Origin of the sequence: Allobosea lathyri (assembly GCF_900108245.1) — a bacterium.
GTDB classification, from domain to species: domain Bacteria; phylum Pseudomonadota; class Alphaproteobacteria; order Rhizobiales; family Beijerinckiaceae; genus Allobosea; species Allobosea lathyri.
This window is the reverse complement of record NZ_FNUY01000001.1, coordinates 306,405-321,299: the sequence shown is the minus strand read 5'-3', so window position 1 is coordinate 321,299 and position 14,895 is coordinate 306,405. Positions and strand designations below refer to the sequence as shown.

Here is a 14,895-nt window from a genome sequence, read left to right as displayed (position 1 = left end):
GTCCGGCCACAGCCATGACAATCGACAGCGCCATCTACGACCAGATCCGCGACACGACACGCCGCTTCGCCGACGATGTCGTTCGCCCCGTAGCGGTCGAGCTCGACCGTACCGAGGCGTTTCCTGCTGAAATCTATCGCCAGATGGGCGAACTGGGGCTTTTCGGCATCACGGTTCCCAGCGAACTCGGCGGCGCGGGCCTCGATACGCTGGCCTATGCGATCGTCATGGAGGAGCTGTCGCGTGGTTATGCCTCTGTGGCCGACCAATGCGGCGTGGTCGAGCTGATCGGGACCCTCCTCACGCGTTACGGGACGCCCGAGCAGCAGCAGCGCCACCTGCCCGATATCCTCGCCGCGCGCGTCAGGATCGCCTATTGCCTGACCGAGGCGGAAGCGGGCTCCGATCTTTCAAACGTCAAGACGACCGCGAAGCCGACTGCCGAAGGCTGGCTGCTGAATGGCGGCAAGCTCTGGATCCACAATGCGCCCGTCGCGGATCTGGGGTTCGTGCTGGCTTCGACCGAGCCGCAGGCCGGGCATCGCGGCATGAGTATCTTCATCGTCGACCTGCACGCCGAAGGCGTCACGCGTGGCGCGAAAGAACACAAGATGGGCCAGCGCGCGAGCCAGGTCGGCGGCCTGACTTTCGACAATGTGCTGGTGCCGAAGGATGCCCTGCTCGGCGAGATGAACCGCGGCTTCCACATCATGATGAGCGTTCTGGAAAAGGGGCGCGTCGGCATCGGCGCGCTGGCGGTCGGCATCGCGCAGGCGGGGCTGGAAGCGGCGCTGGCATATGCCCGCGAGCGGCGCCAGTTCGGCAAGCCGATCCTCGAAAATCAGGGATTGCAATGGATGCTGGCCGACATGGCCAAGGACATCGCGGCCGGGCGGGCTCTAGTCGAACGCGCCGCCGGCATGATCGACCGCGGCGCTTCGGCGACCTCGGCAGCCTCGATCGCAAAGTGCTTTGCCAGCGACATGGCGGTCGCGCAGACGGCCAATGCCGTGCAGATTTTCGGCGGTTCCGGCTATATTCAGGGTGTCGAGGTCGAACGGCTCTACCGCGATGCCAAGATTACCCAGATCTATGAAGGCACCAACCAGATCCAGCGCACGATCATCGCCAGGGAGCTGATCAAGCACGGAGCCTGACTCCGGGAATCCCAGCCGCCCTGCGCAACACGAAGCCCTGCGCAACACGAAGCCCTGCGCGTCAGGAAGCCCTGCCCTGCCGCCGGGAGGGCGTTCCGGGCTGGCTGCTTAAGCGCGGCTCTGCGATGATCGCGGGCGCACCCGGAACCGGGTGTTGCGATTTATGCCGCTTGAGCCGGGACTTGATGAATGGCGTTTCTGAAAGAGGCGGAGCCGGAACGCGGCGTACCCCACCCCGTGCTGCCCGGCATTTCCCGCATCGTCGCCAATAATCCAAGCCTGATGACCTATCATGGCACCAACACATATCTGATCGAAGCGGAGGGCAGCTTCGCCGTTCTCGACCCCGGGCCCGATGATGACGGCCATATCGAGGATATCCTGAGGGCGACGGGCGGGGCGGTGCGATCAATTCTGCTGAGCCATACCCATTCCGACCATCTCGGCTCGACGGCCGCGTTGAAGGCCCGCACGGGCGCCACGACCTACGCCTTTTACCTGAGCGCCGATCCTTCGTTTGCGCCCGATGTCCTGCTGCGGGATGGCGACAGCGTGCTCGGAATGACCGCGCTCCATACGCCCGGCCATGCCAGCGATCATCTCTGCTTCGCACGCGAGGACGGGGTGGTGTTCAGCGCCGACCACGTCATGTCATGGTCGAGCAGCATCGTTTCGCCGCCGGGCGGCAACATGATCGACTATTTCAACAGCCTGCAGCTCATGCTGGATCGCGACGACACGCTGTTCCTGCCCGGACATGGCCCGCCCTTGCCCGAGCCGCAGCCCTATGTGCGGCAATTGCTCGACCACCGGCTGAAGCGCGAGAACGAGATCGCGGCGGCTCTCAAGGATGGGCCGGTGGGGACGTGGGATCTGGTCGACCGGCTCTATTCCAAGACGGACCCGTGGCTGCGACGCGCCGCGGAGCGCAATGTCACCGCCCATCTCCTCAAGCTTCAATCGGAGGGCCGCGTCGCGAGCCGCTCCGACAAATGGGTAGCGCTCGACTAGGACCGGATGCCTGGGAGCGTTTTCGTATGCTCGGAAAACGCGCCGTCATCCTGGCTGAAGCGAAGCGGAGCGCCGGGATCCATCGTAGAGTTGTGAGCCCTCCGATGGATTCCGGATCTGCGCCGCTACGCGGCTTGTCAAGGATGACGCGCGTTTCCGAGCTGATACGGCGGTCCCTATAGCGCGCGCGTGCTGGCCACGCCGAGGTAGCAGATGCCCTCGCCCGGCTTTGCCTTGGCATTGGGGAAGATGACGAAGCCATTTTCCGACGCGGCGACTGCCTCCCCTCCGGCGCGGCGCGCGATGATCTGGCCGGCGGCGATCGCGTCGCCGGTCTTCCATTGGCCTTCGAGCCGGTCGCCCTGCGCCTCGCAGATCACCAGATCGGCCATATGGATGACCGATGGCCTCGGCTCAGGGCGCGGCGGAGCATCGACCATGCCCAGATGCGCCAGGGCATTGTGGATCGCGGCAAGGCCTACATCGGCTGCGTGCGGGTCCTCATGGGTGCCGCATTCCAGCGTGACGCCGTAGCCGCCGGCAAAGCGCATGTATTCGGTGGTGCCGAAGCCTTCGGTGACCGCGAGTCTCGGCAGATTCAGCCGCTCGCGTGCCGCGATCAGGCGGACATAGATGTCGAGCCAGCCATGGATCAGGATATCGGTGCCCAGGCAGGCGGCGAAGGCCGCTTCAGCCGCAGCATGGCGGAAGGGTTCGAGATCCCCCGTATTGTCCTCGGGGCCGAAGAAGACGAAGGGCTGGCCCGGCGCGGTGAAGGAATGGATGTCGAGCAGGACCTCATGCTCGCGCAGCAGGGCGCAGAGCGGGTTGCCGATCCTGTCCTCATTGTCCTCAGGCAGCGGCCTTTCGCGTAGGTCGCGGTTGAGGTTGCGGTCGCCTTCGCGCGTGTTCTGGCGATAGGCCTTCGGGTTGGCGACCGCGACGAAGGTGACGTCGCCGCGCAGGACCGTCAGCCGGCCCGTCCGGCAATCCTCGATGGCACGCGCGATCGCATTGGGGCCGCAGATTTCATTGCCATGCACTGCGCCGAGCACGAGCAGCTTCGGCCCCGCCTTGAGGCCGTGAAAGCGCACGCTTTCGAGCGGTCGCAGGTCCAGCATGCGGTTTTCTTGCATGCGGCTTTCAGGGTCGGCATTCGATGGCGTCGTCATAGGTCGGTCTCGCGTCTATCTCGGTATCGGTGGAATGGCAGGTCAGGTGCGGCGCGACTGCGATTGCGGGTCGAGGATGTCGCGCAGGCCGTCGCCGAGCAGGTTCAGTCCTAGCACCGTCATGAAGATCGCCAAGCCGGGAAAGATCGAAATCCACGGCGCCGTAGTGATCTGGTCGCGCGCATCCGACAGCATGCTGCCCCAGCTCGGAAAGGGCGGACGGATGCCAAGCCCGAGGAAGGAAAGCGATGCCTCGGCCAGCACCGCCCCGCCCATGCCGAGCGTGCCGATGACGATGATCGGGCCAGCGATATTGGGTAGGATCTGGGTCAGCATGATGCGGATGTCGCCATAGCCGAGCGAGCGAGCCGCCTCGACATAGCCCTGCGACTTGACCGAAAGCGTCGCCGCCCGGGTCAGCCGGCAGGTGAAGGACCAGTTGGTCAGACCGAGCGCGATCAGCAAGCTTGTCAGGCCCGGCGTCAGGATCGCCATGATGGCGAGCGCGAAGATCAGCGAGGGAATGGCCAGCATCAGATTGGTCAGGCCGTTGACGAAATCATCCCACCAGCCGCCCCAATAGGCGGCCGACAGCCCGAGGCAGACGCCGATCAGGGTATTGATGAACTGGGAGACGATGCCGACCGTCAGCGAAATCCGCGCGCCATGCAGCACGCGGCTGTAGATGTCGCGGCCCTGCGCGTCGGTGCCGAACCAGAACTCGGCGCCGGGCGGCACCTCGGCATTCATCAGATTGGCATCCATCACCGGGTCGGTATGGGAGAGCCAGGGCGCGAGCGCGCCCGCGATCAGGACGGTCGCGAAGAGCGCGCTTCCGATCCAGAGATTGCCGCGGAATTTCATCGTCTCGTCCGACCTAACTATATGAGATGCGCGGATCGATCATCGCGCAGAGCACGTCGACGATGATGTTCACGACGAGGAAAAACAGCACGATCAGCAGGATACAGCCCTGCACGACGGGGATGTCTCGGAGCGAGACGCTGTCGACGAGAAGCGAACCGAGGCCCGGCCAGGCGAAGAGCTTTTCGACAACGACAGCCTGCCCGATCACGGAGCCGAACTGGAGCCCCAGTGTCGTCAGGACGATGACCATGGCGTTGCGCGCCACATGCCAGCGCATCACCCTGACCTCGCTGGCGCCTTTGGCGCGGGCCGTGCGCACGAAATCTGCATTCATCACCTCGAGCACGGCCGCCCGCGATGTCCGCGCCAGAAGCGCCAGCGGCGCGACGCCGAGCGCGATGGCCGGCAGCACGAGATAGCGCGGATCGCCGTCGCCATAGCCGAAGCTGGGGAACCAGCCGAGAAGCAAGGCAAAAGTGTACATCAGCAGCAGGCCGAGCCAGAACTGTGGCAATGACAGGCCGGACACTGCGACGACCATCGACTGCGTGTCGAGCCAGCTGCCGGGCTTCAGCGCAGCCAGGAATCCCAGCGGCACGCCGACGATCACGGCAAAGAACATCGCAGCCAGCGCGAGCTTGAGGCTGGGCCAGAGCCGCTCCGACACCGAATCCAGCACGGGCTGCCGGGTCCGGAACGAGATGCCGAGATCGAGCGTCACCAGGTTGCCGATATATTTGACGAAGCGCAGCGGTACGGGATCGTCGAGACCGAACTGCGTATTCATCCGCGCGATGGCCTCCGTATCGATCGCGCTACGGCCATCGGCGATCTGGCTGGTGGCGAAATTACCGGGAATGACGCTGAACAGCAGGAAGATCAGCGCAGCGACCGCAAGCAGGATCGGTATCGCCTGCAAGAGGCGCCTGAAGACATAGGGCAGCATGAGGGTCTCCTGGCCAGCGACACCCGGCGGCGTTCACCGCCGGATGTCGGGCTTGGATGGAGGATTTGGCCTATTTGGCCGCGGGCGACGAGGCGTCGACCCAGAGATCCTCGTAATGTTGCAGCGCGAGCTCGGTCGCGTTGGGCTGCAGGCCATGCAGCCAAGGCTGATGCGCCATCACCGCCTTGTTATAGTTGAAGAACCAGACGGGGGCGTCGTCATAGACGGCGGCATTCGCCTTCTTCAGCAGCTCCAGACGCTTGGCCGGATCATCCGTCGCGCCGGCCTCGTCGATCAGCTTGTCGACCGCGGGGTTCTTGTAGATGGCGTAGTTGCAGGCGCTCTGCGGCGTCGCCGAATGGAAGCACTTCATCGCGGTCAGCGGGTCGGGACCCGACGTGTTCGACCAGATATAAGCCTGGAAATCACCCTTCGAGACGATTCCGCCCAAGGCCGAGCCTTCGACCGGCTTGATCTTCACCTTGATGCCGACCTTCGCCAGCATGGGGATGACGGCCTCGGCGATCGGGATGCCCCAGCTCTCGTTGGGCGACGCCGTCCATTCGAACTCGAAACCATCCGGATAGCCTGCCTCGACGAGCAGCTTCTTGGCCTTCTCCGGATTGAAATCGTAGGGCTTCATGTCCTTGTCGTAAGCCGGCGATGACAATGGCAGCCAACCGGTGGCGCGATAGGCCTTGTCACGCACGAGACGCTTGATGATCAGCTCGCTGTCGATGGCGTGGTTCACCGCCTGCCGGACGCGCTTGTCCGAGAACGGCTTGAAATTGGGGTTCATGCCCATGTTGCGCGTGAACACCTCGGCGACCTCGATGATGCCTTTCGACAGGTTCGCGTCGGCCTTGTAGGCGACATATTGCGTCGGGCCGAGGATCGAGACGTCGACCTCCTTGTTGCGGAAGGCGATGTCGCGGGAAGCCGCCTCACCCATCGGCGAAATCACGACCTTGTCTGCATAGGGCTTGCCGGCCCGGTAGAACTTGTCCCAGCGTTCGAGCACTATGCGCGAGCCGGGAACATGCTCGACGAACTTGAACGGACCCAGCCCGATCGGCTTGTTGAAGAAATCGGGGGCCTGCGCTTCCTTGGCCGGGTAGATCGAGGTGATCGCACTGAAGAAGAAGAAGCCGGGCTCGGCCTTCTCGTTCAGGGTCATCTCGATGGTAAAATCATCGATCTTCTTCAGGCCCGAAATCTCCTTGGCCTGGCCCTTCTCGACATCGACCGCGCCCTTGATGCGCCGGACATGACGCGCGCCGGGATAGCTCTTGGTGCTGTCCATGATGCGCGTCAGGCTCCAGATGACGTCGTCGGCGGTCATCTTGCGGCCGTTGTGGAACAGCGCGTCCTGGCGAAGCTTGAAGGTGTGGACCAGCCCATCAGCCGATGCGGTGACGCTCGTCGCCAGTTCGGGAACCGGCTTGTTGTTGGCGGCATCCCATTTGTAGAGCGAGCGATGTAGTCCGTAGCCGTAGATCTCGTCCTGAACCTGGTTCGAGACGTGGCTGTCATTGCTGACGAAGGATGCCGCATAGGGCGCGGTGAAGCGGATCGTGCCGCCCCTGCGCGGTTCCTGGGCCTGGGCCTGAACCTGGGCCTGGACGGCGAAAGCCGCCAGTGTCAGCGCGGTCGTGAATGCCAGTTTCTTGAACATGTTTAGTCCTCCCATATCGTGCCGTCCGTTCCCGCCGCTCATCGGCGGGACGGTGGCCTCTTTTGATTGTCTCGATGAAGCCCAGCCGGTTTTCCGGCAGCCCTCGACCTTCAGAACGTGACGTCTCAGTCGCCCTCCCGCTCGAACACCACCGCGCCGCCGAGGATCGTCAGATCGCAGCGAGTATCGTTCAGGATCGTCTCCGGCGTCGCGCTCAGAAGATCACGCGAGAACACCGCGACATCCGCCAGCAGGCCGGGCGCGAGCCGGCCCTTGACCGCCTCCTGCTTCTGCGAGAAGGCGCCGAATTCCGTGTAGGCCTGCAAGGCTTCCTCGATCGAGACGCGCTGGCGCTCATCCATCACCGTGCCGCGCCCGGTCTTCCGGGTCAGCATCGTGTGGAAATTCGGGAAGGGATCGGGGTCGCAGACCGGGGCGTCGCTGCCGGTTGCCGGTTTCAGGCCGAGATCGAACCAGGTCCTGAAGGGATAGCTCGACAGCGCCCGCTCCGGTCCGAGCACCTTGATATAGGCGTCGCCGAAATCGTGGATGAAGACCTGCTGCGGGCAGGGGTAGATGCCGGCGGCGACCATGCGCTCATGCTGCGCCGGCGTCGAGAAACCGCAATGCTCGATGCGGTGGCGCCGGTCGGGGTCGGGATGGGCGGCAAGCGCCTTCTCATAGGCCGTGATCAGCTGCTCGATCGCGGCATCGCCGATGGCGTGGCAGGCGAGCTGGTAGCCTTTTTCATGGGCGTCCATGACCATGCGCTCGAGCTCGGCATCATCGACCATCCAGACGCCGGTGGTCTTGTCCTCGCCGAGATAGGGCTCGCTCATCCAGGCGGTGCGGCCGCCGGCCGAACCGTCGAGAAAGAGCTTCACCGCACCGACCATCAGCATGTCGTCGCCGGTGCCGGAGATCAGCCCGGCCGCATGGCATTGCGGCACGATCGAGCGGCCCTCATCGCCGAGCAGGGTCAGCCATGTCCGCACCGGCAGCCGGCCGTCGCGCTTGGCGCGGTGATAGGCGGCAATCTCCGCGAAACCGGCCTTCTGGCCCACGGCTGCGTCCATGCAACTGGTGATGCCCAGCGAGAGCAGATAGCGCCCTCCACGCTCGATCGCGGCAACGAGCTCGGCCTCGGTCGCCTGGGGAATCGCGGCCTGGACGGGAGCGCGGGCGTTCTCGGCGAGCATGCCGGTGAGCCGGCCGTTTTCCTGTTCGATCACGCCGCCCTGGGGCGCCACCGAGGCCTCGTCGATTCCACCCAGCGCCAGTGCCGCCGAATTGCAGATGGCGATGTGACCGCAGGTGCGCACCAGAAGAACCGGATTGTCCGGCGCAGCGCGATCGAGTTCCTCGCGATAGGGATGGCGGCCAGTATCGAGTTTGGTCTGGTCGTAGCCGCGCGACAGGATCCATTCGCCGGGCCTGGACTTGGCGGCGCGCGCGGCAATGGCCGATAGCAGCGCCTCCAGCGTGGGGGCAGCAGCTGGGCGCGAATCGACCCAGTCCATGGTCAGGCCGAGCGAGATCAGATGAAGGTGGGAATCGTTCAGGCCCGGCGTCGCGAGCCGACCTTTCAGATCGATCACGCGGGTTTTCGGGCCGATCAGCCCCGCGATCTCCTCATCGCTTCCGGTTGCCAGAACGCGATCCTGCCAGAGCGCCAGCGCTTCGACCACGCCTTCCTCGCGCCCACACCAGATCGGGCCGTTCCTCAAGACGATATCGGCCTGCACGCTCATGCGCCGCCCCTCGCCGTCGATGCCTGTGCTTTCGTCATGATGTTCCTCCGGCTTTGTGTCGTTCCCGGCGCTTGGCGGCCAGTGATTCCTGAAAAAGAAGCGCTCAGATGTCGTCGAGCGGAAAGATCGGCCGCCGGACATTCCGGTAAGGCCGCTCCTTGAAGTTGCGCGTCGACAGCGCGCCTGTGTCGACCTCCAGCACCTCGCGCGCCACCGGCTCGAATGCCGCCCGAAAGTGCTGCATCGATTTGACGATCAGGGTCGATTTGCGCGTCGGATCGACGCCCAGCGAAGTGAACTGCGCCAGATCGGTCGCCTGGCCGTTATGGGTGATGACGATGATCTCGACATCGTCGACCCGCAGCAGCGCCGACAGGCCATAATTGCGCCAGACGCCGCCGGCCATCGGCCCGTAGCAGATGAAGCGGCCGTCGGTCAGCGCTACGACATGGGCGTCGAGTTCGAGCGGACCGCCGCCTGTTGAAGGATCGACCTTGCCGCCGAGGGCGAGCCGGACGGTCTTGCCGACGCCGGCAGCCTGGGCGGCGAGCGCGGCTTGCGGATCGCAGATCGCGTGGAAGCCGACATTCCTGAGCTTTGCCGCAAGCACGGCGCGCAGGAGGTTGGTGGCGTCGCCATAGGCGCCGGAGCCCGGATTGTCGGAATAGTCGGACATCAACAGCGGCTTGCCACCGAGCTCTTCTCCGGCCTTGGCGCGGGCCATGGCCTCGGCCAGGGGCGTGAAGCTGATCGAGGAGAAGCGACGCTGCTCCCAGGCATAGTCCATCAGCTCTTCGGCAATGGCCTGCGCCCTGCCGCGATCATCTGCTGTCACCGCCACGGAAGGGCCGATATCGTGGACATCGGCGGAGGAGAAGCCTGCCTGCACGCTGACCACCAGCGCGTCGCCCGCCGCTTCGATGGCGTCGCCGCGGCGCAGCAGCTCCTTGAAGGGCGGTGAGGTCGTGCGTCCGCCGTCGAGCGCATAGAGGATGGGACGACGGGCGACCGCGACGCGGGGCCTGATCTCGCCGGCCATTGCCCGCTCCAGCAGTTCCGCCGCCTGCCAGGTGCGCTCGTACTGATCGATATGGGGATAGGTCCGGTAGGAAATCAGCGCGTTGGCATTGTCCGCCATCATCTGCGTGAGAGTTGCGTGCAGGTCGAGCACCGCGACAATCGGGATATCCGCTCCAAGGCGCTTGCGCAGCCGGGCAAGCAATTCGCCCTCGCCATCATCGGAGCTTTCGGTCGCCATCGCGCCATGGAGATGCAGCAACACGCCGTCGACACCGTCGCAAGCGTTCAGGATGTGGCCCGCGAAGAGCTCGAAGGCTGAATCGGTCACGCGTCCAGACGGGTTGGCACCGGTCACAAGCGGGTGGACGAGGTTCCAGCCGAATCTGTCGGCGGCCTCGAAGGCTGCGCCCATCGACGTGCGGCTGCTGCGGAAGGCTTGTGGAATCTCGTTACCGAGATAGACGCCATGCGCCTGAAAGGCCTCTTCGCCGGTGAGCTGGACACTGAAGGTGTTCGTCTCATGCATGAATTCCGCGATCAGTACGCGTCGCGTCATCGTCTCGTTGACCTCATCGTTCCCGTCCCTGCCTATTTTTTAGCTAGCTTGATCGGTTGTTGCCGGCGCGGCCAGTTCTTTCGCGCGCATCGGCTCCCCGCGCTGGCGCTCTTGCTCACTCCTGGCGGATGTGCCTTCCGCCCGGATCAGACGGTAAAGTCATGGCCGGCGCGGTGATCGCGCGGGGTCATGCGGCGCGGCGCACGCCCTCTGACCAGAGGATGAGCCCCGAGCAATCGAGCGGATTTGATGTGGACGACCAACGAAGCCGGATCGGCACAGCGCGCCCGGTGGCAACGCCTTCCGCACCCTCCGGACTTCAGATGCGCAAAGACAGCTTGTAGGTGTAGGTATCGCCGCGAAACAGCCCCTCGACATATTCGAGCATGTCGCCATCCTCGCCAAAACTGCGCCGCTTGATCAGCAGGCAGGGCAGCGGCCGGTCGAAGCCGAAGATGGCGCATTCCTCCCCGGTCGGTTCCGCAGCCTCGATGGTTTGGTCGCAATACACCAGCGGCACGCCGAGCGTGGCGAGCATCGCATAAACGGAGCCGCTCAGGTCGGCCTGCGCAAGATCAGGCGCGCGTTCGAGGTTGTACCAGGCGACCTCGCGCGACATCGGCTTGCCGTCACCGCTGCGGACACGCACGAGCTTCAGGAAGCGCGCGTGGGAGGGGCGTCCGAAAATCGAGGCGATCGAGCGGTCCGTCACGACCTCCCGCTCCAGTATCCGCGTCGAGGGAACGCGACCGAGATCACGCATCTCCTCGGTGAAGCCCTTGAGCCGGTCCATGCCCGAATGCAGGCGAGGACCCGTACCCTGCACGATCGAGCCGAGCCTGCCCTGCGCACTCAGCAACTTCCGCTCGCGAAGCGCGTTGTAGGAGCGCTGGACTGTGGCGCGGCTGATCTTCAGCCGCTCAGCGAGCTGGCGCTCGGCTGGCAGCGTCATCCCTGGAGGCAACGTTCCGTCGTCGATCAACTGCGTCAGCTGATCTTCAAGCTGCTGATAGAGCGGCTTTGCGGTGTCGTCGCGCAGTTCCAGCAGATCCTGGAACGGCGGCTTCGGCGGAACGGGCGGCGCGGTCGTGGAAGGTGGTGACATGAGCGTGGCGAGGCGCCGATAAGAGAGCTGGGAATATGGGGGGAACAAACGGAATGGCCGACAAGTCCATATTCATTCTGGGAAGCTTCGTCGTCTCCTGTTCGGCCAAGGTCCCGCGCTTTCCACGCGCAGGTGAGTCGCTTGCGGCAGAGATTGTGACAATCGAGCCCGGAGGCAAAGGCCTGAACCTCGCCATCGCCTCGCGGCGAATGGGCGCGCAGGTGGATGGGTTGCTCGCGATCGGGGACGATGTCGCCTCCGCTTTCGCGGCTCCTGCGCTTGTGCGCGCGGATTTGCCCGCGGGAATGCTGATCCGCCTGCCGGGCAAGACCGGCAGCGGCGTCGGCTTCACCGATGCGCGCGGCGAGACGTGCCTGGCCGTCGATGCCGGCGTCAACCTGGCGCTTGCGGCAGGGCATGTCCGCGCGGTCGCCGGCAAGATCGGCGCGGCGGCCATGGTGATGGCGCAGTTCGAGATCGGCGATGAGCCGATCCGCGAGGCTTTCGCGCTGGCCCGCAAAGCCGGCGTCGCGACTCTCCTGAACCCCTCGCCGTATCGCCCGATTGCGGCCGACATCCTGGCGAATACGCAAATCCTGGTGGTGAACGAGACCGAGGCGCAGGCTTTGGGAAGCTCTCTGGCGATCGGCCCTGACAATGCCGACCCCGCTTGGTTTACGACCCGACTAGGCCCCGCGCTTCTGGCGCTCGGCCCGCGGATCGTCGTGCTGACGCGGGGAGCGGCCGGCGCAATTGCGATGACGGCGGACGGCGTGATCTCCCAGCCTGCCCTGCCTGTGGCGGCGATCGATTCGCTGGGGGCCGGCGACGCCTTTGCCGCGACGCTCGGCGTCAGCCTGTCTAGGGGTATCAACCTTTCCGAAGCCTTGCTCCACGCCGCCGCCGCCGGCGCGCTGGCGACGATCCGTGCTGGCGTGTTCGATGCCCTGCCGACACGGGATGCGATGCAGGAGTTGATCGCGGAAACGGCCTGAAAACCACGCCGCTCACCGGCTGTGATTATGGATTGTTTTTGGACTTTCCGAAAGAAGTCCATACTGCTAGCTTTCCGTTGACGCAGCCCGCCAGAGGCTGCCGATGTGTCAATGCGAGGGGCGATCATGTCGGGTCCGAACGTCGATGCCGTGATGACTGCCGTCGACACCTTGCTTGCGGGCGCGCTCGACGCGGAGCAGATGCCGATCGCGATCGAACAACTCCGGCAGCTCTTCGACGGATCGAAAGCCTGCTTCGCGCGCGTCGGCCCCAATATGAAAAGCGGCGATGCGATCGGCACCAACGCCGACGAAGCGCTGGAGCGGCGCTGCTTTGGCGATCTCGCCCAGGATTTCGCGGTGATGGCCGATGTCGTCAGGGCCATTCCACTCGGCGATGTCTATCGGGACCGGGACGTGTTCGGCGAAAACGGCCTGCGCTCCAGCCGCATGTGGCAGGAATGGATGGCGCCACAGGACATGTATGGCGGCATCGCCTGCCGCCTGCTCGAAGCGGGCCAGTCCTTCTGGTTCTTCGACGTTCAGCGCGGGCGAACCCAAGATGCGTTCGACGCTGCCGATTGCGCCTTGCTCGAAAGACTGTTTCCGGTGCTGAGGCGGGTTTCCGAGATCAGCCGTCAGGTCGGACACTTGCGGATGCAACGGGACGAGGCCCGTGGGGCGCTCGATACGCTGGCGCTGGGAATCGTCATCGTCGATCGCGACATGCGCATCGTCTACGCCAATGAGGGGGCCGATGAGATCCTTGCCGACCCGGAAGCCGCGATCGGCCTTCGTCAGGGCCGTCTGTTCGCGCGGGCGGCGATCGACCAGCGACAGTTGAAGCAGCTTGTCGAGGGCGCGCTGCGCGCCGCAGCCGACCCGCTGGCCGAGCAACGCTGCAGCATGATCGTTCAGGGCGGCGGCGATCGGGTGCACCCTCTCTCGGCCTGCGTCATGCCGGCAGTAGCCGCTTCCGCGCTCGTCGAGCCGCATAGCAGGGTCATGATCGCGCTCCGGCCGCTGCAGATGGCGACCGATCTCATCGCCTGCGCCCGGCAGCTCTTCGACCTGACCGATACCGAGGCGAAATTCGCCTCCGCTCTCGCCGGCGGGATGTCCCTCGCCGAGGCGGCCGAGGTTCAGGGCGTGCGCATCTCGACGGCGCGGACCCATCTGGCGCGCATTTTCCAGAAGACCGACACACGCCAGCAGAGCCAGCTCGTCTCGCTGCTGCGCAGCGCCGCCCTGCCGCTGCGTTCGCGCTAGGTGGAGGCGGCACGGCGAAGAGCCCTTGGGAGGCGGTCGAGACGATCCGGATTTCATCGGCTACCCCGAAGCAAATACCAGGACTCGTGAAGAAGATCGAAAAGCAGATATCTCTTAGGGCGAAGACATAAATCTGGCTCCATTTCAGCCGTTCGATCAAATTATATCTCTGTCCCGCAAATATGTTCGTCATTCAAATGACGGATAAAATTGCGCGCTCATTCCGGTGAAACCCGCGATTTACCGCCGAATCCGACCTGTTCTGTGCGCCCCGCGCATGACTATTCGGAGGAACGCTTGGTCAGGCGAATACGAGACCGCCATCTGATTTTCGCCACGGGAATAGTCGGCATTCTCTCGTCATAAGATCCTTCAAACATCGCCTTGGCACCTCCCAACTGGGGCCTCGCATTGCAGGAACCGCCGCATACTCCCAGCGCGACGATCGAGGCATGCATTTTTCGGCCGGCGGTTCCGCGCACTGTCGGACGTCACGCCGGCAGGAATGGTCTAGCCTGCCGGCAGCACTGCGCGGCGGCGGGTAAAAACAGCCCGGCTCGCGCTCGGACATGGGAAAGATCGGCATGGCGAGCATTCGCTACGAGACGGAAGCCGGCGTTGCGCGGTTGGTGATTGCGCAAACCGACAAGCTGAACGCCATGACCTTCGAGATGTGGGCAAGCCTGCCCGGGCTTGTCGCTCGCGCGGAAGCCGACCGGAGCGTGCGCGCCATCGTCGTCACCGGAGAGGGCGAGCGCGCCTTCTGCGCTGGAGCCGATATCTCGCAATTCGGCGAGAAGCGCGACAGCCAGCAGGCCATGACGGCTTATGACGACGTTTTCGCTCGGGGCTGCGCTGCTCTGGCCGGCGCCGGAAAGCCGAGCATCGCTGTCATCCGTGGCATCTGCTTTGGCGGCGGTTTCGGGCTCGCGATGAGTTGCGACCTGCGGCTCGCGCGCAATGACAGCCGCTTTCGCATTCCCGCCGCGCGCCTGGGCCTGGGCTATGCCTATGAGGGCGTGCGCATGCTCGTGACCAAGCTCGGAATGGGACCCACGACCGACCTTCTGCTGAGTGCGAGAATCGTCGCCGCCGAAGAGGCGCTGCGGCTCGGCATTGTCAACATGCTCTGGACTGCCGAGCGGTTCGAGCGGGAGGTCTGCGAATATCTCGCCCAGGTCTCCAGCAACGCGCCCCTCACGCTGAATGCGGTCAAGCGGGCCATGATCGAACTGGCCCGGCCTGAAGCGGAGCGCGATGTTGCTTCAGTGGAGGCCGCGATCGCCGCCTGTTTCGCCAGCGCCGATTATCTGGAAGGTCAGCAGGCCTTCAGGGACAAGCGCGAGCCCGTCTTCAGCGGCGAATGATATC

Annotated in this window: 12 protein-coding genes; 5 read left to right on the top strand and 7 right to left on the bottom strand. The window is 64.6% G+C overall.

The annotated features are described in order from the left end of the window. The first annotated feature begins 14 nt into the window (after positions 1 to 14). Together C4S73_RS01470 and C4S73_RS01465 are read left to right on the top strand one after the other, a co-directional pair. Positions 15 to 1,157 carry an acyl-CoA dehydrogenase family protein gene (locus C4S73_RS01470; protein WP_103870689.1) on the top strand — a complete coding sequence of 381 codons (1,143 nt, stop codon included), beginning with the start codon at positions 15 to 17 and terminating at the stop codon, positions 1,155 to 1,157. A 189-nt stretch (positions 1,158 to 1,346) separates the two neighbouring features. After that, positions 1,347 to 2,168, top strand: a complete 822-nt coding sequence (locus tag C4S73_RS01465) for an MBL fold metallo-hydrolase (RefSeq protein WP_103870688.1) — start codon at positions 1,347 to 1,349, stop codon at positions 2,166 to 2,168. Between the two features lie 176 nt (positions 2,169 to 2,344). Here the strand turns inward: C4S73_RS01465 and C4S73_RS01460 are convergent, their stop codons facing one another. From C4S73_RS01460 to C4S73_RS01430, 7 genes are all read right to left on the bottom strand, one after another. Then, positions 2,345 to 3,340 (bottom strand): succinylglutamate desuccinylase/aspartoacylase family protein, encoded by a 996-nt coding sequence (locus C4S73_RS01460; RefSeq protein ID WP_200827891.1) that lies wholly within the window; start codon positions 3,338 to 3,340, stop codon positions 2,345 to 2,347. Between the two features lie 42 nt (positions 3,341 to 3,382). Continuing rightward, positions 3,383 to 4,204, bottom strand: coding sequence for an ABC transporter permease (locus C4S73_RS01455; protein WP_103870687.1), 822 nt, complete (start codon positions 4,202 to 4,204; stop codon positions 3,383 to 3,385). 13 nt (positions 4,205 to 4,217) lie between these two features. Then, positions 4,218 to 5,153, bottom strand: a complete 936-nt coding sequence (locus C4S73_RS01450; RefSeq protein WP_103870686.1) for an ABC transporter permease — start codon at positions 5,151 to 5,153, stop codon at positions 4,218 to 4,220. Positions 5,154 to 5,223: 70 nt separating this feature from the next. After that, the gene (locus tag C4S73_RS01445) at positions 5,224 to 6,828 is read right to left on the bottom strand and encodes an ABC transporter substrate-binding protein (RefSeq protein WP_103870685.1); all 1,605 of its coding nucleotides are present in this window, start codon (positions 6,826 to 6,828) and stop codon (positions 5,224 to 5,226) included. A 125-nt stretch (positions 6,829 to 6,953) separates the two neighbouring features. Then, positions 6,954 to 8,579 carry an amidohydrolase gene (locus C4S73_RS01440; RefSeq protein ID WP_103871225.1) on the bottom strand — a complete coding sequence of 542 codons (1,626 nt, stop codon included), beginning with the start codon at positions 8,577 to 8,579 and terminating at the stop codon, positions 6,954 to 6,956. A 103-nt stretch (positions 8,580 to 8,682) separates the two neighbouring features. Further along, the gene (locus C4S73_RS01435; protein ID WP_103870684.1) at positions 8,683 to 10,155 is read right to left on the bottom strand and encodes a M81 family metallopeptidase; all 1,473 of its coding nucleotides are present in this window, start codon (positions 10,153 to 10,155) and stop codon (positions 8,683 to 8,685) included. Positions 10,156 to 10,474: 319 nt separating this feature from the next. Further along, the gene (locus C4S73_RS01430; protein ID WP_103870683.1) at positions 10,475 to 11,260 is read right to left on the bottom strand and encodes a GntR family transcriptional regulator; all 786 of its coding nucleotides are present in this window, start codon (positions 11,258 to 11,260) and stop codon (positions 10,475 to 10,477) included. 53 nt (positions 11,261 to 11,313) lie between these two features. Here C4S73_RS01430 and C4S73_RS01425 point away from each other — a divergent pair, with 53 nt between their 5' ends. The 3 genes from C4S73_RS01425 (at position 11,314) to C4S73_RS01415 (ending at position 14,891) form a co-directional block, all read left to right on the top strand. After that, complete coding sequence (locus C4S73_RS01425) at positions 11,314 to 12,255, top strand: PfkB family carbohydrate kinase (RefSeq protein ID WP_200827889.1); 942 nt, start codon at positions 11,314 to 11,316, stop codon at positions 12,253 to 12,255. A gap of 126 nt (positions 12,256 to 12,381) precedes the next feature. Next, complete coding sequence (locus C4S73_RS01420) at positions 12,382 to 13,524, top strand: helix-turn-helix transcriptional regulator (RefSeq protein ID WP_103870681.1); 1,143 nt, start codon at positions 12,382 to 12,384, stop codon at positions 13,522 to 13,524. Between the two features lie 584 nt (positions 13,525 to 14,108). Continuing rightward, entirely contained in the window at positions 14,109 to 14,891 is a 783-nt protein-coding gene (locus C4S73_RS01415; protein ID WP_200827888.1) for an enoyl-CoA hydratase, read from the top strand. The last annotated feature ends 4 nt before the right edge of the window (positions 14,892 to 14,895 follow it).